Below are 25,459 nucleotides of genomic sequence, written 5' to 3'. Positions count from 1 at the left end.
TTTTTACTCATTACCAAGGATATATTGATATGACTTCGGAGCCAAATCTGTTAAATCGGATTACCATTACTATTGAAGCTAATAATCAACAGGTGGCTAAAAAAGTATTGCATGGCTCCCTGCTTAATCAGACCAATATAAATAAATTACTCAATTCATATTTTGATGAATATCATATTCATCAGAATATCGCTTTAGAGAAATTAACGCTGGACCTTGGTGAAATAAGTTTCCATGATTTTAATTCATTATTCCCGGCTCGTCTCAAAGTTGCTCTGAATAAAGCGCTCAGCCAATATCAGACAAATAACCATAGGGAAGAAACTCTACTGAATAAACCAACATCCAATAAATTTACCGATAGGACCTCTTTATCCAGTGAAAATCATTTAATTAATGCAGAGAATTTCATTCATTTCTTATCTCAAAAAGGTCCGCAATTCAATCCAATGGAGGTCATAACGAATAATAAAAATAGTGACATCAAGATTAAGCCATTAATCAATCAATTAATGCAGATAGAAAACCAATCAGCATTATTATTAGCGAAAGGCTGTTTATCTGAACAGGGTCTACAACGGCTTTTAGCTATCAGACAACCAGTCTTATTAGTCGCCATTAACCGTAGATTATCCGCAAGAATAAACAAACCACAACATCAGGAGGAGCGAGTCTCCTCCGGGCAACTGATACTTAATGCACTGGAATATATACAGCGGCATAATACTCAGGAAATACCTAAACCCGATGCGAAAATCATCTCACGTATTACCATTGAACTCGATAACGGTGTACTTAACGCGGCACCTGTTATTACATTACTCCGCCAAGCTATAACCCGCAATATTCCATTAAACAATATTCCATTAAACAATATCCCATTAAATCGTTGGCTAAAACAACTCTGGCAAACCGTTTCTGTTTCACAGCTTTGCAAAAAGCATCTGCCCGCTGACGAATATCAATATCTATTGGAATATTTTACGCTAAACCACACGGATAAAAATATATCCGATAAAAAACCAACCATTACTCCTGTTGATATTTCTAATATTCAGGCATACCAACACTTGCCGAAATATTTTACTGCAAACAATGCAGGCAAGAATAAATCTGATACAGAATCAACCATGAATAACGTTAATTTTTCAAATGTTCAACAACATCTGACCAATCAAAAAATAGTATCAGCACCCGATAAGACACCTATTATAGGCAATCATTATAACCCACATCAAACTAGCAATAAGTCACACTCTGGATGGGCTTTATTAACGGATAAAAATACATCCGATAAAAAATCAACCATTACTCCCATTGATATTGCTAATATTCAGACATACCAACATCAGGCTAATCAGCAAGTCATCACCGATGATCAAAAAATAGTATCAGCACCGGATAAGACACCGATTACAGGCAATCATTATAACCCACATCAAACTATCAATAGGCCATACTCTGGACAGACTTTATTATCGGAACAATCCCTGCCATACCAGATAAATAATGCCGGCATATTAATTCTGTGGCCGATGCTACCCACACTATTTAACCAGCTTGGTCTACTTGAGAAACAGAAATTCATTCATCGTCAAGCTCAGCTCAATGCTGTTGATTTACTTGACCATCTAATTTGGGGAACCGAGGAGAAACCAGCAGAAAGAAAATTACTGAATTATGTTCTGTGTGGGCTAATAGCCGATAAAGATATTGAATCAATCCCTATCGAGCCAGAAAAACAATTGATAGCAGATCAATGGCTGGATGCGGTGACTGGCCAACTTACCGGCTGGAAAAAATTAAGCCGTAATGATGTCCGGCAACTGTTTTTACAACGACCGGGTGAATTATTGACAGATGAGCAAGAAATCAAAATCACAATACAGCAACAGCCATTTGATGCGCTACTGATTGATTGGCCGTGGCCATTAAATATCGCCAGACTTCCCTGGTTGGATCGCCCTTTACGCATCGACTGGCAAAATATTTAGAAGGTTTATATGGATTACCTACCTACCCATAACCACCATATAGTGGCAGAATCACATTGGATTTATCCCCATTTGGAACGTATTGATCTGCGGTTACAGCATTATTATTACCAAAAGAGTGACAAATACGATTCCTTACCGGAAAGTTTTTTACTTACCGAAGATGAATTAGATCAGCGCTTGAAAAAACCACAGGGCATTCCCCATTGGCTAACTAAACCAAATAATATTGTTATTCCGCCAGAAACAGAAAAAAGCCCAACTATTGATCCATTATCAATTGATCTATTGTCAATATTAGTTGATCGTTTTGAACTGACTGAATTTGAGCGAGATGCCTTACTATTAGGTTTATTACCCCATTTTGACAGCCGCTATCATGCGCTATTTGCTGCTCTGCACGGTAGCAGTAGAAAACAGTGGCCTACTTTTGCTTTAGCAATTAACCTATTCAGCCAACGCCAAAGTGATCGACAATTACTGCAAAACAGTTTCTTACCGCAAACACCATTAATCAGTCATCAACTATTACGGCTCAATAATCACGAAGAATCTATCTGGCTACAGACGCAATTTTTAACTCACAACGCGGTCTGGCATTTTCTATCAGGCCAGCAGGTCATTCTACCACCGCTAATAACCTGTGCTTATTGGCATTCTCCTGCCTCACATCGTTGGTATCCTCAAGCCCTTTATCATTCATTCGAAAAAATATTATTGAATCAAACCGACGAAATACGTCCATTGGTGATACTTAGAGGAAAACAGGACAGCGCCAGGGAATTAGCGGTAAGCCATATTATGGCATCTCATAACATAAGGACTTTAACTCTTGATTTAGCCCGCCTGCCCGACGAAGACAATATAACGGTAATAACTAACTTACTGACGGATGCCGTGCGGGAAACCCGGTTATATGATGGCTGTTTATTAATTCGCAACTTTTCTTTATTCACAGAGAAAAAGAAAATATTAAATAACGAATTATCCACTTTACTAAATCAACCCAAATTACGCGTGGTTTGTCTGGCAGAACCACAAGACTCATTAATCTGGATTAAACATCTGCCAATGGTACAAATTGATATGCCCGCTGCTACTCTGGCAGACAAAAAAACCATGCTGGAAGCCAGTTTACCGGATAATATCGTTCAGAAAATAAATATCCCTCAATTATGCCAACGTTTTTCATTCACCGCAGAAACATTACCGCTCATTCTTAAAGAAGCACATCAATACCAAATACTCCGACAACCAGCAGGTCAATTGGAAGAAACTGATCTGCGTAAAGCATTAAGTTTCCGTGCTCAACAAAATTTCGATAAATTAGCTCAGCGAATCACCCCCAAACGCCGCTTTAATGATTTAGTCATTTCAGATGCATTAACACAACAATTAAAAGAAATTATTGCCGCCATTCATTATCGTGACCAAATTCTTAGTGCTGGCTTTCAGGAAAAAATCGGTTATGGTACCGGTATTAGTGCGCTATTTTATGGCGAATCCGGGACCGGCAAAACCATGGCCGCCGAAGTGATTGCCGGGCATCTTGGCGTTGATCTGGTTAAAGTCGATCTCTCTAGCGTGGTGAATAAATATATTGGTGAGACAGAAAAAAATATCTCCCGTATTTTCGATCTGGCCGAAGCAGATTCCGGCGTACTATTTTTCGATGAAGCCGATGCGCTATTTGGCAAGCGTAGTGAAACCAAAGACGCCCAAGACAGACACGCTAATATTGAAGTTTCTTACCTATTACAACGACTGGAAAATTATCCGGGATTAGTCATTTTAGCCACCAATAATCGCAGCCATTTAGACAGCGCATTTAATCGTCGTTTTACCTTTATTACTCGCTTTACTTATCCCGACGAAATATTACGTAAAAAAATGTGGCAAACAATCTGGCCTGAACAATTGCAATTATCTGATGAACTTGATCTTGAACATCTGGTTAAACGCACTGATTTAACCGGTGCTAATATCAGAAATATTGCTTTATTAGCATCAATGTTAGCGAAAAATGATCATTGCGAACAAATCGAAAACAAACATATAGATCGAGCGGTTACTCTCGAATTAAACAAAACTGGCCGGCTAATTTTTTAAAACCTAACAAGATTGGAGTCAACATGACAACGATAATTGCTTCTGACAATGCTATTATTGAAATTAACCAAGCATTAAATACTATTTTATCCCAGTATTTAAATATTAATGGCAATAAAATTGATATCCGCTTTGATCTACCCGAAATTAACTCCATTCAACCGGAACCGACAGTAAGCGTATTTCTTTACAATATACATGAAGATTTACAATTACGCTCTGCTGAACCAAGACGTTATAATCCAGCAACCCGTTCATTATTACCCGGCTGGGTAAATATCAATTGTAACTATTTAATTACTTACTGGGATGCGAATAAACCATCGAGCGACAGCTCCAGTCCAGACAGTCAACCTAATAATCAAGCCGCACAAGTCATGACACGGGTTTTAAATGCCTTGATAAATAATCGTCAATTAACCGGCATTCCCGGCGCCTATACCCGGGTTATTCCACAACAGGAAAATTTAAATAGTTTGGGTAACTTTTGGCAAGCGCTTGGCAATCGCCCACGCCTCTCTTTATTATATTCCATTACCGCACCCATGAAACTCCAAGATATTAAAGAAGATATTACACCAATTAGCCAAATTTCCGCTTCTGTGGATCAGAAGCCAAACCTGGATAATTCACAAATCAATCAAGCTCTGGCAGATAAATTGTGTACCGATTTAGGTGGCACCGAAGATATTCGCCTTGCGCTGGCTAAAGTTAATCTGATCACCGAACCAACAACAGATAATAATTATAATCAGGAAAATGAAAATGTTGTTCTTGAAGTCTCCGGCATGACCCTTTCAACCTATTTACCTAAAATAAAAGATATTCTCTCAACCTGGAAAAATAGTCAGAGTGCCATAATTAAGATAAACGGCATAGGTATTATTATTGTTGAAGAAAATGCTGATAAATTAATTGGAATTTAGCATTATCCAGCCTATTGTGATAGGTAAAACGCACTATATCACAATCATTTCCATACATTAAACATTCAATTTCCATACATTAGATATTCAATAAAGGTGATAATATGCCAAACAAAAAATACAGTGAAAATACTCATCAAGGAAAAAATCCTCTAATGAAATCAGGGGCGAATAATGAACATGATCTACAAGATTCCCCATTAGGCATCGGATTGGATTTAAATAGCATGCTGGTAAATAGCTCTACCAGTTTAAGTCAAATCCAGGATTATTCATTTTGGAAAGAAAACATTTCCGAATATTACAAATGGATGGTTGTCGTTGAATCTCATTTAAAACAATTGGACTGGACCTTAAAATCAATGGATTCGCCTGAATCTGCCGGAACTAACGTAGCCAAAAATATGGGTGTTACTGCACTGCAATCTCTATTAAATACCGGAAGCAGTATAGCCGGCGGCGCTATTGGAGGAGCCATAGGGAGCGCGATAGCACCGGGTGTTGGCACTATAGCTGGCGCGGGTATTGGTGCATTAGCCGGAACCGGATTAAATTACCTTAATGACACCGCTATGAGTAAATTAAGTAAGAAGCTTGAAATCGCTCATCCTTACCCTAAAACAAGAAACATGATACTTGATATCAATAATTACGATAAAAACCCGATCATTAAAGCAATCAAAAAAAACGTCAACAAAGACAACTTAAAAGTCACGGCGGGCAGTTCATTAACATCGAAACTTGTAGGAACAGTCACCTCACCAATAAAATTTCCTGCCTATAAATTTGCTGAGCTGGCTGTATCACATCATAGGGCATTAGAAGGATTGAGTGACGATAAAGCCAGACATATATTAGATTTCACCAATAGTATCCGTGAAGTTCTTAAGGAAAGCCATTCTGATGCCGTTGCATTTATGCGTAAGAATTATGGCGATAATGCAATGGGTCTTTCTGGATTTTCTTCTAAAATAAAGAGAGAAAAATTAACCTTGAATACATTAGCAAAGACAAAAAATGAAATAGAAAATAGAATTAATAGCATCAATAAACAAACATTGAAAGTTTCTTCAAGAAGTCGAAATGAATAATTAATCTGTATTAACTCAGATTTACCAATACCACAGAGTTAAGCTCGTTAATCCTCTTAACGAGCTTATACCTGTTATCTTTCAAGTTGCCTCTTTGTTGGCTGCACTCTCTTACCCCGGTCACATAATTTGCTATGCCCCCAGGGATTCGCTCCCTTGCCATCGCGATCCATCTTGAAATCTATTGGGTATATTATCATTCTGTTGCCAGTAAAAATAATCCCGCCAGCAATTTTTCCCCCTCTTTTACCATTTCCAACAATAAGTTACCTTTAAAATTCACCTAAAATAAACCTGATAAACAAGCGCTATACAGAAAATAATATATACCCGTCATCTTTCAAGTTGCCTCTTTGTTGGCTGCACTCTCTCACCCCGGTCACAGAGTTACCTATGCTCCCGGGGATTCACGCCCTTGCTGTCGCGATGGATCTGAGATCCATAGGGTATATAACTAAGATATTATACTACTGACTCACAACTTGATCTTTAGGGTTAAATGTAAATACAGCATCTGTTGCCTGTTTTACATTTATACCTTTAGGTAATTTAATTTGAACAATAGGTAAAAATTTACCTGTCGCATCTTTATAATCACGTTGATCTTTTTGTGCATTAACTAAACCTGGATTTTCTGAATAAAAAAGGGCTTCAATAGGTATTGTTTGTGGCTTATTCTCATCCCAAGGTTGAACGACTATCTCATTATAATTTAAACCATTACCATGATAAGGCATTGCAAGCAATGTTTGATAAAAAGCATCTGCTGGATTTTTGGCCGTCGGTCTAACATCAAATGCACAGATTCCCCCTGCCGATTTTCTTGCAATCGCTTTATTTAATTGATGAGCGGTGAAAACACCAAAATCTTGGCATGATTTCCCATCTGAAGGTTTAGGCGGTGCACCACAGTAATTTCCCTGACGCGCCCAAGTATTGGCATCAAGAACATAGGAGCATAATACAGGAACTTTAACCTTATCTTCAGGGGCCATCTGTTCAGGAAAAAGAATAAAACCATTAATGCTAGCAAATGTATTGCCAAATTTAGCATCTTTTCTTAAATATGAAAAAGAAACTCCATTATTTTTTATAGAAGATGGATTTAACTTCCAAAATTTAAATCCAGGCCGAGTCCCTCTCATCAAAACTCCAGAACAAAGAAAAGCAGGTGATACTCAATCACCTGCTTTTCTTTGCTCTGGCGTTATATTACGGGGCACTATACATTCAAATGATTATAAATTTTGGCAACCTAGCCCATCATCTATAAAAAGTGGTGGTGTCTCTTTTTCATATTTAAGGAAAGACGCTAAGTTTAAACGCTTAGCTTATGGATATAAAAATGGATTTATTATTTTCCCTGAACATATCGCACCTGAAGATAGAGTCGACTTTTCTGTATTGTGTGCATTTCCTATTGATGGCTATACAAATGAGAGGGCGAATCAAGGTTGTGGTGAAAATATTACTAAGGCGAAAGATAAAGGTAAATCTTGCCAAGAACAAAATGTGACGAATTCCGATGATTGGATAAAAAATTATAGGAAAGTAAACTCTCAAGATTTTTTTCAATGTGGATTTAATGTTACTAAAGATGTCAATAATCCGGCTATAGCTTTCTATCAAATGTTAGAAAGTATCAAAAAACTTCCACGTACTCCTAATACTCCACCAAAACAGAATGAAATCAGAATTTCAACCTGGGAAGAAAGTGATCCTAATAAATTACCTATTGAAGCCCTTTTTTATTCAGAAAATTCAGGTTTAGCTGATGCCCAAAAAGATCAGCGTGATTATAAAAACGCAACAGGTAAATTTTTGCCTATTGTTAAAATGCTACTACCAAGAACTTTAAATGAGGATGCATTATTCAAATTTAATATTAAAGATCAAGTTATTAATCCATAAACGATTATTGGATTACTGTAAGCTCTATTTTTCATACTGAGCTTACTGTAATCCACCTTCACTCTTCGTGATGAAACAGAACTCCACTTTGACATCTTCCTCATCCTAAAGAGGGTGTCGCAAAAGGCCAGCATTAAAAATAAAGCCAATCCACTGATCCCAAGCAATAAAAATAACCCTATTCATTATCCCCGACTTGTCATACTTAAAATTGAACGACCAGAAAAATCAGCATCAACTAACAATCTCTGCTATCAATTGATGTTGAGTCTAAAAATCCACCTCCAATAATTGTTTTTTCATGTAAACTTATTTAAATAACCATTGAATTAAATTTTCAAATATAAATAATAACATCTATAAATCATGTTATTGCAGTAGATATATCCTTCAATAAAAACTAACGAAAACAAAGCAATAAACATTTTTATATTTTAAATACAAATAGTAAACAAAGGAAAAATCATCAATTTCATTGTTAAATAAAACAACCCAACATTATATACAAGGTGATAAAGATGGAGAAAAAATATAACCGGTCCACTTCAGAATCCAATACAGAGAATATCAATACTATGGATCGCCATGAAGTTGGTAAAACGCCCTGTCAAACTGATAAGCCAAATTCAGCGCTAAAACCGGGTGATGACTATACACAAGCAATAAAAATTAACCCTGACGGCGGCTTAACAGCAGATAAAGATGGATTAGGTGTAAAAATTAAAGTGGGTAATGGTATTAAGGTAGACAGTAGCGGCATCAGTATTGATCCCAATAATGTATTGCCAAAAGGAATGATTATGATGTTCTCCGGTAGAGATGCCCCTACGGGCTGGGCTTTTTGTGATGGCAATAATGGAACCCCAGATTTAAGAAGTCGTTTTGTCATGTGTGGTGAAACTATTTCTGAGACAGGGAAAAGCAGTAATAAAGCCAGTGGGAGAGGGAATGGAAAAAACTTTTCCATAGATACAACATTAACTGTGGTTTCGGTAAATGTTACTGTGGAAAATACAATATTAACAGAATCACAAATACCCAGTCATAAACATATTGGAGGTATGCCTTATTATTCTTGCTTTGGAAATAAATATGATGCTGTTAGTGCTACCCAAACCGAATGCCAAATAAATGATATACCAGATAGCTCAATATGGATGAAACCTTCATCCGGACTTAATTGCTATGCCAATACATCAAACACAGGAGGAGGACAAGGACATAATCACCCGGCTACAGCATCGTCCCCATCACATAATCATAGTATTGATATCATTCCACCTTATTATTTACTGGCTTTTATTATGAAACTTTAATTCCGTTGCACCAAAATATTTAAATCATTTATCACTTTCTAACCACAAAGGATATATAGCAATGAATATATCTAGTTATTTCTTCCTAAATGAAGAAAACATTAGATTTAATAATCAATGTTTAAATACATACATTGGCTACCCCCAACCCATCAGTAAAGATTGGCCCAACCTGCTTGCCGGGTTCCAAAGATATATTGACGATATTATTAATTTAACCCGAATTCTGGATAAGAAATTGACGAGAAGCCTGTTCCAGGAGCAAAGTTTTGGTGTGCACCAAAAACAGCTCCGAGGGGGGAACAGGCTATGGACAACTTAGTTGAAATTTTCTGTGATGTCGATGATTTTTGCCGTTTTTTCATCCCTCAATGGGAACAATTTTGTCTCGATAGCGGGCATCGTTTACGCCGCCGACAAGGTCATATGTATCCCAGTGAAATCATGACCATTTTGATCCTTTTTCATATGTCGCATTACCGTGATTTTAAACATTTTTATCTAGAACATATTTGGAAATATCACCATAAGGATTTTCCAACCTTGCTTAGCTATCCTCGTTTTGTCAGTGTGGCTCCTTCCGTTTTGGTGCCATTATGCAGCTATCTGACTCAATTAAAAGGGAAACCCACAGGCATTGCTTTTATTGATTCCACCCGTTTGAGTGTCTGCCATAACATTCGCATCCCTCGACATAAGGTCTTTGCGGGGATAGCAAAGCGCGGAAAAAATTCAATGGGCTGGTTTTACGGTTTCAAATTACACCTGGTTGTCAATCATCAGGGTGAAATTCTCGCGCTTAAAGTGACTCCGGGTAATGTGGATGATCGGGAACCTGTTCGTGAATTATCAAAAGAATTAACGGGTTCTCTTTACGGTGACAAAGGTTACCTCAGCCAGGAATTGGCGGACGATTTAGCTAAAACCGATGTCACTTTCATCACGAAAAAACGGCGTAACATGAAAGCGAGTATGCAAGCTGAGTGGGATAAGATAATGTTAAAAAAGCGTTTTATCATTGAAACGATTAATGGGCAATTAAAAACTCTTTCTCAAATAGAGCATTCCCGCCACCGAAGTATAAAAGGCTTTCTGTTGTGCGTTTTAGGTGGATTGATTGCTTACTGCCTTAAATTGAAGAAGCCATCACTGAAAGTTTTCTACTCAGAAGACGATTTTTCAATGACGGATTAAGCAGAATTCGGGTTAATTTAAATGGTTTTTTATATTTTTTCAAAGGTTCACTGTATCTTAAATTTGATATCGCGAAAGCAGAGGTCGTTGATAGGCCAAATTTCATTGTGGATGGCTGGCCTGGGTTAGAAGGAACAGAATTTGAAAATGGAATAGATGCAGCTATAGAATTGACCACCAACACCGTTTGTTTTTTCAAAGGAAAATATTGTGTAGATTACACCATCGATTCACACACAATTAAGATGAATACTATTTCAGACCGGTGGGGAATGACCGGGAAATATGCAGCATTTAGTAGCAATCTGGATGCCATTATTTCATGGCCAGATATCGATGGAAATTTTATTTATTTTTTCAAAGGGGATTCTTTTATTCGGTTCGACCCAAATTTGAATGCACTTGATGCCGGGCCAATCATCATCTCCAGCGATAATGAGGGTTGGAGAGGATTAGCCTTCAAAAATATTCAAGCGGCGGTATCGGTCGATACTGATTTATTAGGCAGCAACCGAGACAATAGTGGAGGCAATAGTAAAGTCTGTAATGGAACATGTGGTACTAATGACACGGGTAAATATTGTTTCCAGTTACCTCAAAGTATTAGATTTGGTTTGATAGCCTACGCTAATACAAATATTTCGCAAACTGTAAAAGTATATATTGACGATCTTCTGGTAGATACATTAACCGGTAAAGGGCAAAATAATTTAATGGCGACTAAAGCCTACACATCAGGTACAGGCAAAATCTGTATTGAGATTGAAGGGGATGGCAAACCATGTAAGCTACGTTATTTCGATAATATATTTGATGGAAAACCGGGAACAGCTATTATCAGCGCTGAAAATGGTACCAATAGTCATTACAATGATAGCGTGGTGTTCTTGAATTGGCCTCTGACATAAACTAAAAATACTCGGTTTCGAATAATTATTGCGCCCTCCGTGGCGCTTTTTTTCCTACTCATATGACTACCGTAAAATAAATAGTAGTATTTGGAAGAAATACAGTAATTTTGCCGGACATTTATTCAAGCTCACTCTGGCTCAGACCGGTGGTTTTCATCACTGTTTCACAATCGATTCCGCTGTTCAGCAATGCATGAGCAATTTTTAACGTTGCTTCTTGACGCCCTTCTTGACGTCCTTCTTGACGTCCTTCTTGACGTGCTTTATGTTCCAATCTTTGTGCTATTGTCATCAGTACCTCCTCATACCTCGGGGACTGTTCTGCCAGTCGCCGTAAGATCCTCATCTCACACGGATCGTTGAATGCTGATTGAGGACTCTCAAGACGAGTTAGTGGCGTATTTGCTCCAGTTCGTTCTGGCTCAGACCGGTGGTTTTCATCACTGTTTCACAATCGATTCCGCTGTTCAGCAATGCATGAGCAATTTTTAACGTTGCTTCTTGACGTCCTTCCTGACGCCCTTCCTGACGCCCTTCTTGACGCCCTTCTTGACGTCCTTCCTGACGTCCTTCTTGACGTCCTTCTTGACGTGCTTTATGTTCCAATCTTTGTGCTATTGTCACCAGTACCTCCTCATACCTCGGGGACTGTTCTGCCAGTCGCCGAATAAAACCCTCTGGATCGGCGGTATCTCCCACCTGTAATAAGTAGTTTAGCACGCTTTTTAGCTGTTCATCCGTATAGTAATCATACGTCAGCAGTATAACCAACTCTTGCAGCAGCTCTGCCATATCTCGCTGCCGGATATGCTTTTGCACCATTTCCAGTAGCGCGACCCGTTTGTGCGTCAAGATTTCATCATCCGGGATTACCGTCACATCTACCAGCGGGAATTTATTGGAATAGATTTCCTCCGCCAGGGCCGGATCATCGAAACAGTCGAGCCAATTGGTACTCCAAGGATACGGCTGTATTTTACCGTGATAGAACAACACCGGAATGACCAGCGGCAATTTTTCATGTCCCTGCTCCAGATGCCGTTGCATGGCTGAAATACCGTAGCGCATTAATCGAAATGCCATCATTTTGTCCGGGGAACTTTGGTGCTCGATCACACAATACACATAACCGTCACCCTGAGCCGTTTTCAATGAATACAAAATGTCGGAATAATGCGCCCGCAGATTGTCTTCAATAAACGACCCTGATTCCAACCGCAGTGTATCCAGATCACAAACTGCCCGTAATGTCGCAGGCAAATGTATCTCCAAAAAGTCTCTGGCAGTATCAATATGACTTAAAAACTGTTTAAAAACAGCGTCATGTGGCGTTGGTGTATTTTTTCTCTTCATCGGTGAATGGTAGCATACTTTCTTTTATATTGAAGGAATATTAAGCAAGAAACCAAGAGGACTGAGATGTCTTGAATTTTCTTTGACAAAAACTTTGATCGTATCTCAGATACTTTAATTTCCTTCTTAAGCGAAGTTCAGGTTAGTTACCTTTCCTGCAAATTTCCGCTATTTACCTGCTCCAATGATTTAAGTAAATGTTTTGCATTAGCGGATGAACGTAGTAAATAAGCAGTTTCTTCAAGGCTTGCATATTCTGCACTTGAAATAATAACGCAATCACCGCCGTTTTGTCTGGTAATCAATATTGGTGTACAATCCTGAACAACTTGATCCATTATCGAAGCAAGATTTCCCTTTGCAACGCTATATATTGTCTTCCGCATAATATGCCTTTTCCACCGTAGTATAAATATCGTACAAAGATTGTATGACAAAATAGTATAATATCAAGCTAAACATCTATATGTGCTATCCGTGGCCCAATCTCTTTATTCGCACGATCCCTATCCGCCCATATGTAAAAGTTGATAGCTTTATCTGATTGCAAATCACCTTTGATTTGCACTATGTTACTTGACCAATTCTAGTTAAAATAATAAAATAATGGTCAAGAAATAGGAGGTTTTATGAACACCGCAACCAAACAACGTAATTTGAATGAGCTACAGGTGTTACTGCAAAAACGCTTTGACATAATATTCGGCTCATTGATGCCTGAGTTTGCTGAAAAGGCGAAGGCCAGCAATGCTCTTGTTCTTCCGGATAGCGAACTTTTTGGGCTGCTGTACTCAACCGTACTTGAAAAGAGTGCCAGGACTCCCGATCGCGAACTCCGCAAACTAAAGCGTCGCGCTGAGAACCTGTCCAATTTTTATAAGGAAATTGAGCGCATGGGTGGCGTAATTAAAGCAGTAGATGTTGCTGATATTCTCGGTATCACGCGTCAGGCCGTTAATTTGCGAGTGAAGGGAAATAAGCTGCTCGCTTTCAAGAAGAATAGTGATCATGTCTTCCCGCTCTTTCAATTCAAAGAGGGGGGACTGTTACCTCACTTTGAAGACGTCATGAAAACAATGAGCAATGATATCGGGCCTATTTCCAGAATATCGTTTTTGACTACCCCCTTGAGCGACAAGAACGGTAAAGGGAAAACCCCTATCGAGATCATGAAAGAAGATAGCAGCATTGATGATGTTTCAAAAATGCTTCGTGCAGCGAAACAGATGGGCGAACAGATCGCCAGTTAAAAGCGTGTCCTTTCGAAAAGGACACGCCTAGTACAAACTTAAAGCGGGACAACCTTGAATCGAAGCACGTCTTCGAGCAGTTCTTCAGCCGTGATGCTGGAGTATTTCCAGTTCGATGGCATGTATTCTGAATCGTGGTATTCCGCGAGATTCTTCATTCCTACATCTTCAAACCTTTCTTCATCCGATTCCCAGACTGCATAGCAGAAATCAGTGGAAGGAAAATGCCTCGATAAGTAACAAACACCGTCAAACTTATCTCTGGCGAGCTTGTAGAGGCACGCAATTACTCTCTGTGTCACCGTGTAGTCATCTCCGACTGAGACGTCTAACGTAATGTGCAGCATTCCCAGAAGTTTCCCCACATCGACAAAAACGAGTGGCCGGAGTGGGCGAATCAGACACATTCGTGAGTTTTCAATAACAGACTCCTCAACGAATTTCCGCCCATCTTTATGTATCAGGTGCCCAAAACTTTCAGCAAGCGCTGAAACGGCCTTGTCTGCCATGTAGCAAACACCAAAAGTATCATCAGGAGCGTTATATCGACCGTCACCAGTGGAGAAATTTATAGCCGATGGCCATTCTTTCCTCTGCCAGCGTTTTAAGTCCCCATTACCAGGTGAATGCGTCGGTAATGAATCATCTTCAAAGATTGCCGTAATTTCTTGATCTAAATTTGGATAGTCAAACTTTGAAAGAGAAGTCTCCTTTGTTTGCATTGTGAGGTACCCCCATAAATAAGTTTCGCCATAGGCTTTTCCTTAATGTTTTTTTGAAATGGTGCCGTGTGCTTGCCCACTGACACCGCTATACCGTGATTGGCTCGATAATTATACGACAATTAAGGTGGTTTTAAATTGATTGATTTTTTGGGGTTTATTAGACCACTACATTTCTCGTATTAATAATACCGAATCTAATAAGCAAAAAATAACGGTACAACCTCAAGCTAAATATCCATTGCGCCATCCGTGGCGCACTCTCTTTATTTTCCCTACTTACAATTACCGTAAAGCATCCATTTAATTAAGCGGTAGCATCTGAAATCAATTGGGTTGCCGGTACATCCTGTCCAAATCCTCGCAACCCTACCACATGCACATGTTCGTGGTTTTTAAATACCTTACGCACCAGTTTATAGGTGGTCCCTTTTTCAGGGCTGATATTTTCCGGGGCGGCGATAATTAACTGCATTTGCAGACGCTCACATAATTCAAACAAAGTAGCGATAGATTTAGCATCCAAACGCGCCGCTTCATCAAGGAATAACAATCGACAAGGGGAAATATCTTTACCACGCAAACGGCGGGATTCTTCTTCCCAACTCTGCACCACCATCACCAAAATCGACATGCCGGTACCGATCGCTTCACCTGTCGATAGCGCACCACTCTCCGCTTTTAACCAGCCATCCGATCCACGGTTAACTTCAACGTCCAGTTCCAAGTAGTTACGGTAATCCAACAACTCTTCACCAATGGTTTGCGGCAAGCGCTGTCCCATATCCACTTGCGGATTCAGACGCTGATAAAGTTTTGCCATTGCTTCCGAGAAGGTTAATCGCTGGCTGTTAAAGAGATCCTGATGCTGTTCTTGCTGTTCAGAAAGTACATCCAGCAATAGTGCGTGGCTTTCACGCACATTGACATTCAACCTCACACCACGAACCTGTCCGAAGGAAACAGCTTGCAGCCCTTGGTTTAGCATGCGGATACGGTTCTGCTCGCGCTGAATGGTTTTGCGGATAATATTCGCCACACTCTTCGAACTGATAGCCAATTTCTGCTCGCGAGCGGTCAGCTCTTCCGTCAGACGGGCCAGTTCAATTTCCATCTGTTCAATGGCATCAACCGGATCGTCAGTGCGGATAATATCCTGACGAATACGTTCACGTAGATGCTGATAAACCGCAATGAAGAATTGAATCTTACGTTCAGGGCGTTTTGGATCTTCGGATAAACGCAGCGCATCGCGTAGATGCTCGTTATCGGACACCGCCAGACGCAACGCACCCAGTGCCTTATCCGACATGGAACGTAACGCGCCACCCTCCATATACGCCAGTTCACGGCGATGCAGACGACGCTCAACGCCATTGTCTTTCACCATGCGCATCACCGCACACCAACCCGCTTTGGCAGAAACCACCTGTTCACGGATTTGATAGTAATCACGTTCCAGCTTACGCAGTTTTTTCTGCAAGCTATCCATTTCCGCTTCGCAAAAGGCGATCTGTTTCTCAAGTTGGTTGACTCTGGAACGGTTAGCGCTAAGTGCCTCATGCAGTTGATCACGACGCTCGCGGGCGCGCATTTCTGCATTGGCATCCGCCCGCACACCAATCTCTTTCATCTCTTGGTGCAACTCTTTCAGCATATCCTGTTTGGTTTCGTAAGAGCTTTTTAGCGATGCCAGCACTTGGTTAAATTGGGAATACTGCGCTTGCTGTTGACGCAATTGTTCGCGGGCGCGACTGCGGTCCGATTCTGCATGTTCCAGACGCTGACGCAGTTTATCATTCAGATCCGCATTTTCACTGAGCATACCGGCAGAATCGCTGTAGCTAAAATGCGCACGGCGCTGCACCACTTCCACCAGCGCAAAAGCCTGTTGTTTAGCCTGATGCTGACTCTGTTTGGCTGTTTCATAGTCCTGTTGCAACTGTTCATGCTGCTGTGGATCGCTTTGCAGAACCGCAACCATCGGCTCCAATTTCGCCAGTGCCGAGCCATGTTGTTGCAGGAAACGAGCTGCTTCCTGCGCTTCATCCAGCTCTTCACGTATTTCTTCTACGCGATCGATTAAGGTTTCATCCAGCAATAGCGTAACTTGAGGGATCAGGCGATTTAATGTCGTCAGGCTCTCTTTAGCCTGAGTATATTGCTGACGCTGTTGTTGGGTCTGCTCTTCAAACCGGGATAGTTCACGTTCCAGTTCCGTGTGACGCTGCCTTAGTTCACGGATTTCCGCTTCCGGATCGGTATCAAATGCCACAGAGAGGTGTTTACCCACAAACTGGCTGAATGCCTGATGCGCACGCTGAATTTTCTGCACATCAAAAGATAGCGTGGCATAACGCTCTGCCAAGGTATCTCGTTCCAGATTCAAGGCTTCCAGACGGTTTTCTCTGGCGGCACGACCAAACAATGGCAATTCAGGATAACGGGAATAACGCCATTGACGATCAGACGATTTGACCAATACCGCGTTTGCCTGCTCTTCGGCATTAAATACGCTGTCATCAAAGGATTGTGGATCACCTTCTATTAAGTAAAGATCTTCCGGGCAATCTTCCAGCGTTTCAAGATGTGAACGTACTAAGGAAAGATCGGGCACCACAATGCCATGTCGAGCTGGCCCATACAAGGCAGAGAAGTACGGTGCATCATCAATGGTGATGTCGTCATAAATTTCTGACAGCAAAACTCCACCGAAACGTTCCGCCAGCGCAATCATCCGGCTATCTTCCGCTCCGCTCGGTTGACTGAGGCGCTCGATCTGCTTTTCCAACTCACGTTTTTGCGCCGCAACTTCATCTCGCTCTACCGTTGCCTCACGTTCACGTTCAAGCAACTGCTGCATATATTCCGTCACGTCATTACTGCTCGCCAGCGCTTCACCATTCTGTTCACACAGTTGGCTCAGGGTATCCTGCGCAGCCAGCCAGACCGGGGCACGGGCAGTCAGTGACTGAATTTTCTGTTTCAGTTGTTCAAGCGCCTGACGCATCTCCATACGGCGTTCACCGCTTTCATTAACGCTTAAGCTTAGTGCTTCCTGCCGTGCTTCAAGTTCACTCTGTAACCCTTCCAGATCTTCGGCCTGATATTGCTGCCCCTGACGTTTACAAAATTCGTTTAATAAAAACTCTGCATTTTGTTGGTTGGTCAGGCGTTGCTCCAATTCAGCCAATCGCATCCGCAATGGTTGCACCCGATCCGCCAGATGTTGCTGTGACGGCCAGTCACGCAGCAATTCACGAGCACTCTGCCACGCTTCACTGCGGCTGATTTCACCCACCATGTTTTTAACCAGTTGATATGCCCGCTCAAACTGGCTATGAGCCGCATCTGCAACACTTAATTTCTGTTCCAATGTCAGCAGGGATTCTGTCGCCTGTTGCTCTTTAGCCTGAAAAGTTTCCAACCATGCTTCTGCATTATCAGCGGCAAGATCCGGTAGCCGACAAAGCTCACGAGCACGTTCCAGCGCTTGTAACGCCTGTTGATACTGAATAGCGCGGGTTTGCTGAACATCCAGTGCTTGCTGGTAATCTGCCAACTGGCTTTTCAGCTCATCGACTTCCTGTTCTGCCGCTTCCGCTCTGGCTTCATATTCAGCTTGAAGTTCCGCTGCTTCTTCAACAACCTCAGTCTGCTCTTCCAGACGGTAGGAGAGTTCTTCCAGATCTCCCTGATAACGGTCAATTTTTTCCTGCTGGCGCATGGCTGTCTGCACCAGATTCAGGTGATCACTGGCGGCCTGATGATCAGCTTCTAAATCAACAGAAGCTCCACTCTGTTCCTCCAGTTCCCGCGCCATTTCGACATGACGATACCGTTCGGTTGCCAGTTGCCTATGGCTACCAAATAGCTCTCCACGCAATGCCAGTGCTTGATCCAAATAAGTACGCCGCTCATTGGCGTGGCGCATATAGTCAGCAGAAACGTAAGCAGTTGCTTCGGTGATCAAGTGTTTGAACAGATCGCGATCAGATTGAGTTACCCGGATAGCTTCCAGCGTTATACGGTTTTCACGCAGTGCCGCTTCCATATCCTGAAATGCCTTGCGAACACCACTGTTTTCCGGCAACAGGTAATCACGCAGGGAACGGGTAATGGCGCTGGAAATACCGCCGTACAGGGAAGCTTCGATCAGACGATAGAATTTACTACGGTCACTGGCTGAACGCAAGCGTTTGGGTATCACCCCCAAATCAAACATCAGCGCATGATAATCGGTAATAGAGTTAAATTGTTTGAACTGCACGCCTTCCATTTCATCAAGGCGATCTTTCAGTTCATTCAGTGGCAATACACGTGCCTGTCTTTCACCCACATTTTCAGTTAATAGCTGCGTAGGTTGCATAGCAGTTGGCAAGCCTTGGATCATAAAGGGTTTGATGTCAACCTTACGGTCACGTCCCGCCACCTGTTGCAATCTCACCCCGACCACCACCCGCTGATGGCGGGAGTTAATCACATCCAAGGTTGAGTAACAGACCCCCGCCCGCAATTTGCCGTGCAAACCTTTATCACGAGAACCGGAAGTGGCACCGGCTTCGGTGGTGTTACGGAAATGCAACAAGGTTAAATCAGGGATCAGCGCGGTGACAAAAGCCGCCATCGTGGTAGATTTACCCGCGCCATTACCGCCTGATAAGGTTGTGACTAATTCATCAAGATCAAATGTTCTGGCAAAAAAACCATTCCAGTTAACCAGCGTCAGTGAACGAAATTTACCGCGTTCAATCATGGTTGTTCATCTCCCGTACCTTCTGCTGAGTTATCCGATGTTTCATCATTTTCACTATCATCAAGCGACAAGCCGCCTTCAATCGGCATTGCCTCACCGTCACGGATCATCCTCAGTTGTACTTCACGAGGATCGTCGCCACTGCGCACATCCGCACCAAAACGGAATACCGCCTCAGTAATGGTAAATTTGTTGTTGTCATTTGGCAGGATATAGACCATCCCCAGACGACGCAGACGGTTCAGTGTCGTGCGCACTTTTTCCTGCAATTTCTGTTTATCCAAATCGGAACCGGAAGAGCGCTGGTTGACAAACTTCATCAACTTGCCCTCATCGGCCAGTGAGATCAGCTCTTCGTACAGCTCTTGAGCAGTAAAAATCCCCTGATTAGCCAGCCGTTCCGGGCTGAGATAGAGATAACAGAGAATTTTTCCTACCATCATATCCAGCTCTGATAATACCGAGCGCGGGATCAATGTGGTCGAACGGGGACGCAGATAGAAGAAACCTTCTGGCGCACGGATCAACTCCACATTATAGCGGGCGTAAAATTCCTCCAATTGCTCCTGAAAATCCATCAGATAAGCATGATTATCAAGATCATCTATCCCGATATGACGACCCGCACGAAGTTGGCTATCCAGTTCCGGGAAAAGTGAATTGGCTAACGCCTGTGCCAGTTTAACTGGCATAAATTGTTCAATATGTGTCGATGACATGTGCCTGTACCTTGGCTCCGTAATCATTAATCGCTAACCATTCCGCTGGCAACCCAGAGAAATCCGCTTCTGCCACACCCAACCGCACAGCCTGATCCACCAAAATACGCGCCACATCAAAGTGACGAGAGAGCGGATGCTGAGCAAGGTAATCCCTTAACACTGCACCTAAATCCAATGGGCGCTGTTCTTGCCGATATATCAACAGCGCTTTTTCAATCATTTCTGCCAGTTGTTCGTTTATTTCACTGAATTCTTCATATTCCAGTGCTAATGGCAGTTCACCCGTCACCTCTTCATTACGTAACGTTAATTCTTCGTCCCGCATATCGAGCAAACGTTCGGCGTTAGCAATGGTAAGGGTCCACGGGTTATCAAAATAGTGTTGAACTGATTGACGTAAACGCTGAGAGAAAATACGGTTTTTATCCATATCAATCGCCGTACGGATAAATTTGTGAACGTGACGATCATAGCCAATCCATAAATCAATCGCCTGCTGACCCCAACTGATAATACGGTCCAGTTTGCTTTGCAGATCAAATACCAGTTTATCAACCAGTTCTGATCCACCACTGTCCATATTGGCTTCCTGAATGCGCAGCAAATTAGCCTGTAATTTATCTCCAGCCGCTTCCAGTGTGTCCTGGAGTTCCCGCAACGTACCCGATGTTTCGGATAACAGTTGCTCACAGTTGGCAATCGCGGCTTGCCAATCTTGATTCAGCAACGCCGCAATATCTTCCTTAACCGAGCTTTGCTGCTCGTCCATTACGCGCTGAGACATGTCGATGCTGTCGAAAATTTCTGCAACAGAATATTTCAGCGGCGCAAAAACATTACGGTGCCAATGAAATTCATCTCCCCCTTCTTCTGCCGCTTCTGCTGCCCGGTGCAATTCACTCGCCACCACCGAAAGTTGCATCGAAAGACGTAAGGTAGAAAATTCCCGCTGACGAATGTAATAGTCACTGATACCCATCCCAAGCGGGGTTAAGCGATAAATTGCATTGTTATCGGCCAATTCACTGGTGAAACGGTTAAGAAGTTTCTGACGCACCATATCATTGATGGCATTGTTGGCCCGCACCGCGACCGATTCTGTGGTCTGCTCAAACCCTTTGCAAACTTCACGAAAGGCATCAACCAGCTCGCTTTCGCTCATTTCGCCATCCAAACGCTCGCTGTTCAACACCGCAATTGCCATCAGAAAAGCCAGTCTTTCTACAGGCAAGGAGATGGAAAAATCGTTTTTCCTGGCCCAAGACACCAGTTCCGGGACAGTCTGGGAATATTCACTCATAATTTGTCCTTTAAACTGTTAAAGCGGGCTTGCGTGCCATGACATGAATGTAGCGCCCCAAGCTGATATAAGGCTCCTGTCGGCAATAACGCTGTTCCAATTCCAGCAACGCCGGAAAGTTTTCGTTCTGTAATTGGCGATTTTGCAAATAATCGTGAAAAACACGCACGCCAGTTTTGCCGGTAATCGTCATATTTAATTCATCAAGCCATTGATATACCTGTTCAGGTGCCAACGGATTCTGAGGCGATAATGAACGTTTTCTGCGGCGTTGTATATTGGGCGTCGCCAAATGAAAATTACCTAAAATAGCATTGCGCATTACTAAGCCATTGGCATTGTAAAACATTAAAGATAGAGCGCCACCCGGATTAATGATATTCATTAGCACTTCTATTGCATATTTCTGATCGGTAATCCATTCCAGTACTGCATGAAATAATACCAAATCTACCGGCTGCTCTATATATTGGCTAATTTCTTGTACCGGACTTTGTATAAATTGCATATTTTGGCTGACCCCTTTCTCTTCTGCGGCCAGCCTTGCTCGCTGGATCATCTCTTCTGATAAATCACACAATATCACTTGATGACCCAATTCAGCTAATTGGCATGCCATATTTCCCTCTCCACCACCCGCATCTAAAATACGCAGTGGACGTTGAGGTAATTGAGCCAGTAATTCGCTAATATCCTGCCAGACAACGGCTTGCCTGATTTTACCTTTGGTTGTGCCGTAAATATTACGAGAGAATTTGTCTGCAATATCATCGAAATTGCGATCCCGCATGAAAAACTGCCTCACTAATGGAATAGATCTGATTTATCTGTTGAGATTTCATTATACTGAATGCTATTTTGGCACAGCATTCGTTGATATACCCGTCATCTTTCAAGTTGCCTCTTTGTTGGCTGCACTTACTCACCCCAGTCACATAGTTCGCTATGCTCCCGGGGATTCGCTCCCTTGCCGCCGCGATCCATCTTGAAATCCATAGGGTATATAACCACTTTTGACGACAAACTGTGAACCACATGGCTATAATTCAACCAAATTAAGGCAAATAGATGCAATTTTTATTTAAAAAGTACCTCGGTGCAATGGTGATGCCTCTGCCATTAATATTGCTAATTTCACTTGCTGCTTTATTACTACTGTGGTTTACCCGCTGGCAAAAAACAGGAAAAACAATTCTAACATTCAGTTGGCTCACGCTACTTCTGCTAAGTTTACAACCTGTTGCCGATAAGCTGCTGTTACCGGTGGAATCGGTTTATGCTAACAGCGACCAATCTGATACCAGTCATATCAATCCACCGGTTGATTATATCGTTGTTCTTGGCGGCGGCTTCACTTATAACCCAAATTGGGCACCCAGTTCAAACTTACTTAACAACAGTTTGCCACGAGTGACAGAAGGTATTCGTTTATATCGCCTGAACCCCGGCTCTAAAATGGTCTTTACCGGTGGTAAAGGGGCAAATGTTAAAAGCAGTGCTGAAGTCGCCGCTATCGTAGCCCAATCGCTCGGCGTGCCCGCAGAAGATACAATTGCACTGACAAAGCCAATGGATACTGAGCAAGAAGCCAATGAGGTTGAGAAACTGATTGGTAACCAACCCTTTATTTTAGTGACTTCCGCCAATCATATGCAGCGAGCAATCACTTTCTTTCAACAGCATGGGTTGAACCCCATCCCCGGCCCGGCTAACCAATTAGCGATCACTTCACCATTACATCCTTGGGAAAAATATCTACCCTCAGCTTACTATCTGTCTCATTCAGATCGGGTATGGTATGAAACTTTAGGCACCCTCTGGCAACGCATTAAGCCATCAAAAGATCCAGAACAGCCACAAAAATCAGAACATTCTCAGCCGCTAAATAATCCTCAAGTGACTTCCTGAAACAAAGCAGCAAGATAGATGGAAAAACGAAAGCGCAATGGAAATAAACAGCAATAAATAAATGATGCGCTTTCGTTAATCTAAAATATACCCGTCATCTTTCAAGTTGCCTCTTTGTTGGCTGCACTTTCTCACCCCGGTCACATCGTTATCTATGCTCCCGGGGATTCGCTCCCTTGCCGTCGCGATCCATCTTGAAATCCATAGGGTATAAGTTCAAACAATCAATCAGATTTCAGTAAACACTTTTCTAATTGCTGCCAAATCTTCCGGCGTATCAACGCCTACTCCCGGTGCCTTTAATGCAATCCCCACATGAATTTTTTCGCCGTACCAAAGTACCCGCAGTTGTTCCAGCATTTCAATTTGCTCCAACGGGCTCGGCTCCCATTGCACGTAGCGACGGATAAAACCCGCGCGATAGGCATAAATACCAATATGACGCAGAAAATTATCACCAATCGTTTCCCGTGATTGAATAAAACGGCCACGCTCCCAAGGAATAGTTGCCCTGGAAAAATAGAGTGCATAACCCTGTTTATCCATAACGACTTTCACAGCATTAGGGTTAAAAGCTTCCTCTGCATCATGAATCTGCACGGCCAACGTTGCCATTCCCGCTTTACAACCTGCCAAATTCTCTGCAACCTGTTTAATAATCTCTTCGGGAATCAGTGGTTCATCACCCTGAACATTAACGATAATTTCATCATCGGAAAATTGATATTTGTTGATAACCTCAGCTAATCGTTCAGTACCAGAATGGTGATTTTCGTTGGTCAGACAAGCCTCTCCACCGGCAGCCACAACGGCATCAACAACGTCGTGATTATCTGTTGCCACAATGACACGTCCAGCACCTGAACGTTTCGCCCGCTCCATAACACGAACAATCATTGGTTTGCCGTGAATATCGGCTAAAGGTTTACCGGGTAAACGGGTTGAAGCAAAGCGAGCAGGAATAATAACAGTGAACATGCCTTATTTTTCCTCATCCAGAGGTAATTCGCGGGCTTCGTGCTCTAACAGGACGGGAATACCATCACGTACAGGAAACGCAAGTCGATCCAACTTACAAATGAGTTCAAAATTCTCTTTATCGTAACTGAGTTTTCCGTTACATACAGGACAGGCAATAATTTCGAGTAAACGGTGATCCATACATCCTCCAATTATGGAGCTTTAATTTAATGCAGCTCAGAATAACATAAGCTTGGTATCATCGTTAACTCTTGTTATTTGATCTTTCGATCCTTTTCCCAATATTATCCACTGAAAAATCAGGTAAGTTGGTGAAAGTCCAAAACTATCTCGGTAGGCGTAATTGACACAATCCCTAATTGCCAATAAATCATCAATATAGATAACAAACAAAAACCGGAGAGTAAACGCTGTTGTCAAAAATGACTCACTTCGCTACCCTCCGAATTTTACCAAAAGTGCGTTCAAAAAAACGATTACCTCTGTTTGCACATGGTTCAATGCTTCCTCTTTACCATTTAAAGAATGGCAATAAAATAGCTTGATTTTGATAGGGTTTTAGAATGCTATCACATCTGCCGCGGTTAAATCATAACCTTTGCGAATAATTGAAAATTCCACATCCTGCCCTTCTGTGAGTGACTTGTTTTTTGTATTCGCAATCGCTTTTCTATTGACGAATATGTCTTGTCCCCCATCCTGTGGAGAAATAAAACCATATCCTTTACGCTCATCAAACCATTTCACTCTACCCATCTTTAATTGTAATGTCATAATAACTCCCCCATTTGTCCATCTCACAATAATTTAATTTATTGTTTTTGATGTTTTTTTACCCTTTATTCAATTTTCGAATAGAACCTCATCTCAGTTTCAATACCTTGACCTTGAAATACATTTCATTCGAGTAGTATACCCGTCATCTTTCAAGTTACCTCTTTGTTGGCTGCACTCACTCACCCCAGTCACATCGTTATCTATGCTCCCGGGGATTCGCTCCCTTGCCGCCGCGATG

The 25,459-nt window shown here is 41.9% G+C and carries 22 protein-coding genes; 10 read left to right on the top strand and 12 right to left on the bottom strand.

What is annotated here, in order from left to right; genetic code table 11:
• The first annotated feature begins 29 nt into the window (after positions 1–29).
• The 4 genes from PluTT01m_RS08615 to PluTT01m_RS08600 all read left to right on the top strand — a co-directional run bounded on the left by PluTT01m_RS08615 (position 30) and on the right by PluTT01m_RS08600 (position 6,120).
• Entirely contained in the window at positions 30–1,994 is a 1,965-nt protein-coding gene (locus PluTT01m_RS08615; RefSeq protein WP_011145941.1) for a contractile injection system tape measure protein, read from the top strand.
• Positions 1,995–2,003: 9 nt separating this feature from the next.
• Positions 2,004–4,103 carry an ATP-binding protein gene (locus PluTT01m_RS08610; protein WP_011145940.1) on the top strand — a complete coding sequence of 700 codons (2,100 nt, stop codon included), beginning with the start codon at positions 2,004–2,006 and terminating at the stop codon, positions 4,101–4,103.
• A 23-nt stretch (positions 4,104–4,126) separates the two neighbouring features.
• Entirely contained in the window at positions 4,127–5,029 is a 903-nt protein-coding gene (locus PluTT01m_RS08605) for a Pvc16 family protein (protein ID WP_011145939.1), read from the top strand.
• Positions 5,030–5,133: 104 nt separating this feature from the next.
• On the top strand, positions 5,134–6,120 hold the full coding sequence (locus tag PluTT01m_RS08600) for a hypothetical protein (protein ID WP_011145938.1): 987 nt from the start codon (positions 5,134–5,136) through the stop codon (positions 6,118–6,120).
• A 467-nt stretch (positions 6,121–6,587) separates the two neighbouring features.
• On the opposite strand, the gene PluTT01m_RS08595 is transcribed toward PluTT01m_RS08600, so the two are convergent.
• On the bottom strand, positions 6,588–7,115 hold the full coding sequence (locus PluTT01m_RS08595) for a hypothetical protein (protein WP_228956787.1): 528 nt from the start codon (positions 7,113–7,115) through the stop codon (positions 6,588–6,590).
• Positions 7,116–7,143: 28 nt separating this feature from the next.
• On the opposite strand from PluTT01m_RS08595, the gene PluTT01m_RS27240 reads away from it, so the two are divergent.
• From PluTT01m_RS27240 to PluTT01m_RS08570, 4 genes are all read left to right on the top strand, one after another.
• Positions 7,144–8,031 carry a hypothetical protein gene (locus PluTT01m_RS27240; RefSeq protein ID WP_011145936.1) on the top strand — a complete coding sequence of 296 codons (888 nt, stop codon included), beginning with the start codon at positions 7,144–7,146 and terminating at the stop codon, positions 8,029–8,031.
• A gap of 518 nt (positions 8,032–8,549) precedes the next feature.
• Positions 8,550–9,347, top strand: coding sequence for a tail fiber protein (locus PluTT01m_RS08585; protein ID WP_011145935.1), 798 nt, complete (start codon positions 8,550–8,552; stop codon positions 9,345–9,347).
• Between the two features lie 309 nt (positions 9,348–9,656).
• Positions 9,657–10,541, top strand: a complete 885-nt coding sequence (locus PluTT01m_RS08575) for an IS982-like element ISPlu6 family transposase (RefSeq protein ID WP_011144786.1) — start codon at positions 9,657–9,659, stop codon at positions 10,539–10,541.
• Positions 10,493–11,449: a fucose-binding lectin II gene (locus PluTT01m_RS08570; RefSeq protein WP_232507922.1), complete on the top strand. Its 957-nt coding sequence runs from the start codon at positions 10,493–10,495 to the stop codon at positions 11,447–11,449. The genes PluTT01m_RS08575 and PluTT01m_RS08570 overlap by 49 nt, the downstream gene beginning before the upstream one ends.
• 121 nt (positions 11,450–11,570) lie before the next feature.
• On the opposite strand, the gene PluTT01m_RS08565 is transcribed toward PluTT01m_RS08570, so the two are convergent.
• From PluTT01m_RS08565 to PluTT01m_RS08555, 3 genes are all read right to left on the bottom strand, one after another.
• Positions 11,571–11,798 (bottom strand): Rpn/YhgA-type helix-turn-helix domain-containing protein, encoded by a 228-nt coding sequence (locus PluTT01m_RS08565; RefSeq protein ID WP_369931527.1) that lies wholly within the window; start codon positions 11,796–11,798, stop codon positions 11,571–11,573.
• A gap of 44 nt (positions 11,799–11,842) precedes the next feature.
• Positions 11,843–12,805, bottom strand: a complete 963-nt coding sequence (locus tag PluTT01m_RS08560) for an Rpn family recombination-promoting nuclease/putative transposase (protein WP_011145934.1) — start codon at positions 12,803–12,805, stop codon at positions 11,843–11,845.
• Between the two features lie 146 nt (positions 12,806–12,951).
• Positions 12,952–13,191 carry a type II toxin-antitoxin system prevent-host-death family antitoxin gene (locus tag PluTT01m_RS08555; protein ID WP_011145933.1) on the bottom strand — a complete coding sequence of 80 codons (240 nt, stop codon included), beginning with the start codon at positions 13,189–13,191 and terminating at the stop codon, positions 12,952–12,954.
• Between the two features lie 243 nt (positions 13,192–13,434).
• Here PluTT01m_RS08555 and PluTT01m_RS08550 point away from each other — a divergent pair, with 243 nt between their 5' ends.
• Entirely contained in the window at positions 13,435–14,055 is a 621-nt protein-coding gene (locus PluTT01m_RS08550) for a hypothetical protein (RefSeq protein ID WP_011145932.1), read from the top strand.
• Positions 14,056–14,093: 38 nt separating this feature from the next.
• Here the strand turns inward: PluTT01m_RS08550 and PluTT01m_RS08545 are convergent, their stop codons facing one another.
• From PluTT01m_RS08545 to cmoM, 5 genes are all read right to left on the bottom strand, one after another.
• Entirely contained in the window at positions 14,094–14,777 is a 684-nt protein-coding gene (locus PluTT01m_RS08545) for an RES family NAD+ phosphorylase (protein ID WP_011145931.1), read from the bottom strand.
• A 307-nt stretch (positions 14,778–15,084) separates the two neighbouring features.
• A complete protein-coding gene (mukB, locus tag PluTT01m_RS08540; protein WP_011145930.1) occupies positions 15,085–19,533 on the bottom strand; it encodes a chromosome partition protein MukB in 4,449 nt (1,482 codons plus the stop codon).
• Positions 19,530–20,252 carry a chromosome partition protein MukE gene (gene mukE, locus PluTT01m_RS08535; RefSeq protein ID WP_041380024.1) on the bottom strand — a complete coding sequence of 241 codons (723 nt, stop codon included), beginning with the start codon at positions 20,250–20,252 and terminating at the stop codon, positions 19,530–19,532. Before mukE ends, mukB begins: the two co-directional genes overlap by 4 nt.
• Positions 20,233–21,555, bottom strand: coding sequence for a chromosome partition protein MukF (gene mukF, locus PluTT01m_RS08530; protein ID WP_011145928.1), 1,323 nt, complete (start codon positions 21,553–21,555; stop codon positions 20,233–20,235). Before mukF ends, mukE begins: the two co-directional genes overlap by 20 nt.
• A 10-nt stretch (positions 21,556–21,565) precedes the next feature.
• Positions 21,566–22,345, bottom strand: a complete 780-nt coding sequence (gene cmoM, locus PluTT01m_RS08525) for a tRNA uridine 5-oxyacetic acid(34) methyltransferase CmoM (protein WP_011145927.1) — start codon at positions 22,343–22,345, stop codon at positions 21,566–21,568.
• 278 nt (positions 22,346–22,623) lie between these two features.
• Between cmoM and elyC the strand changes: the two genes are divergently transcribed.
• Positions 22,624–23,463 carry an envelope biogenesis factor ElyC gene (elyC, locus tag PluTT01m_RS08515; RefSeq protein ID WP_011145926.1) on the top strand — a complete coding sequence of 280 codons (840 nt, stop codon included), beginning with the start codon at positions 22,624–22,626 and terminating at the stop codon, positions 23,461–23,463.
• A gap of 228 nt (positions 23,464–23,691) precedes the next feature.
• Here the strand turns inward: elyC and kdsB are convergent, their stop codons facing one another.
• The 3 genes from kdsB to PluTT01m_RS08500 form a co-directional block, all read right to left on the bottom strand.
• Entirely contained in the window at positions 23,692–24,441 is a 750-nt protein-coding gene (kdsB, locus tag PluTT01m_RS08510; RefSeq protein ID WP_011145925.1) for a 3-deoxy-manno-octulosonate cytidylyltransferase, read from the bottom strand.
• A 3-nt stretch (positions 24,442–24,444) separates the two neighbouring features.
• On the bottom strand, positions 24,445–24,624 hold the full coding sequence (locus PluTT01m_RS08505) for a Trm112 family protein (protein WP_011145924.1): 180 nt from the start codon (positions 24,622–24,624) through the stop codon (positions 24,445–24,447).
• A gap of 378 nt (positions 24,625–25,002) precedes the next feature.
• The gene (locus PluTT01m_RS08500) at positions 25,003–25,218 is read right to left on the bottom strand and encodes a cold shock domain-containing protein (protein ID WP_041380023.1); all 216 of its coding nucleotides are present in this window, start codon (positions 25,216–25,218) and stop codon (positions 25,003–25,005) included.
• Between the last annotated feature and the right edge of the window lie 241 nt (positions 25,219–25,459).

The sequence above is a fragment of the Photorhabdus laumondii subsp. laumondii genome (assembly GCF_003343245.1).
Lineage (GTDB): Bacteria > Pseudomonadota > Gammaproteobacteria > Enterobacterales > Enterobacteriaceae > Photorhabdus > Photorhabdus laumondii.
The sequence above is the reverse complement of the archived record's forward strand: the minus strand, read 5'-3'. Positions and strand labels throughout refer to the sequence as shown.

Coding starts and splice junctions, on each gene's coding strand:
- PluTT01m_RS08615 (WP_011145941.1), top strand. CDS start 30: ATGACTTCGGAGCCAAATCTGTTAAATCGGATTACCATTACTATTGAA.
- PluTT01m_RS08610 (WP_011145940.1), top strand. CDS start 2,004: ATGGATTACCTACCTACCCATAACCACCATATAGTGGCAGAATCACAT.
- PluTT01m_RS08605 (WP_011145939.1), top strand. CDS start 4,127: ATGACAACGATAATTGCTTCTGACAATGCTATTATTGAAATTAACCAA.
- PluTT01m_RS08600 (WP_011145938.1), top strand. CDS start 5,134: ATGCCAAACAAAAAATACAGTGAAAATACTCATCAAGGAAAAAATCCT.
- PluTT01m_RS08595 (WP_228956787.1), bottom strand. CDS start 7,115: ATGGCCCCTGAAGATAAGGTTAAAGTTCCTGTATTATGCTCCTATGTT.
- PluTT01m_RS27240 (WP_011145936.1), top strand. CDS start 7,144: ATGCTAGCAAATGTATTGCCAAATTTAGCATCTTTTCTTAAATATGAA.
- PluTT01m_RS08585 (WP_011145935.1), top strand. CDS start 8,550: ATGGAGAAAAAATATAACCGGTCCACTTCAGAATCCAATACAGAGAAT.
- PluTT01m_RS08575 (WP_011144786.1), top strand. CDS start 9,657: ATGGACAACTTAGTTGAAATTTTCTGTGATGTCGATGATTTTTGCCGT.
- PluTT01m_RS08565 (WP_369931527.1), bottom strand. CDS start 11,798: ATGAGGATCTTACGGCGACTGGCAGAACAGTCCCCGAGGTATGAGGAG.
- PluTT01m_RS08560 (WP_011145934.1), bottom strand. CDS start 12,805: ATGAAGAGAAAAAATACACCAACGCCACATGACGCTGTTTTTAAACAG.
- PluTT01m_RS08555 (WP_011145933.1), bottom strand. CDS start 13,191: ATGCGGAAGACAATATATAGCGTTGCAAAGGGAAATCTTGCTTCGATA.
- PluTT01m_RS08550 (WP_011145932.1), top strand. CDS start 13,435: ATGAACACCGCAACCAAACAACGTAATTTGAATGAGCTACAGGTGTTA.
- PluTT01m_RS08545 (WP_011145931.1), bottom strand. CDS start 14,777: ATGCAAACAAAGGAGACTTCTCTTTCAAAGTTTGACTATCCAAATTTA.
- mukB (WP_011145930.1), bottom strand. CDS start 19,533: ATGATTGAACGCGGTAAATTTCGTTCACTGACGCTGGTTAACTGGAAT.
- mukE (WP_041380024.1), bottom strand. CDS start 20,252: ATGTCATCGACACATATTGAACAATTTATGCCAGTTAAACTGGCACAG.
- mukF (WP_011145928.1), bottom strand. CDS start 21,555: ATGAGTGAATATTCCCAGACTGTCCCGGAACTGGTGTCTTGGGCCAGG.
- cmoM (WP_011145927.1), bottom strand. CDS start 22,345: ATGCGGGATCGCAATTTCGATGATATTGCAGACAAATTCTCTCGTAAT.
- elyC (WP_011145926.1), top strand. CDS start 22,624: ATGCAATTTTTATTTAAAAAGTACCTCGGTGCAATGGTGATGCCTCTG.
- kdsB (WP_011145925.1), bottom strand. CDS start 24,441: ATGTTCACTGTTATTATTCCTGCTCGCTTTGCTTCAACCCGTTTACCC.
- PluTT01m_RS08505 (WP_011145924.1), bottom strand. CDS start 24,624: ATGGATCACCGTTTACTCGAAATTATTGCCTGTCCTGTATGTAACGGA.
- PluTT01m_RS08500 (WP_041380023.1), bottom strand. CDS start 25,218: ATGACATTACAATTAAAGATGGGTAGAGTGAAATGGTTTGATGAGCGT.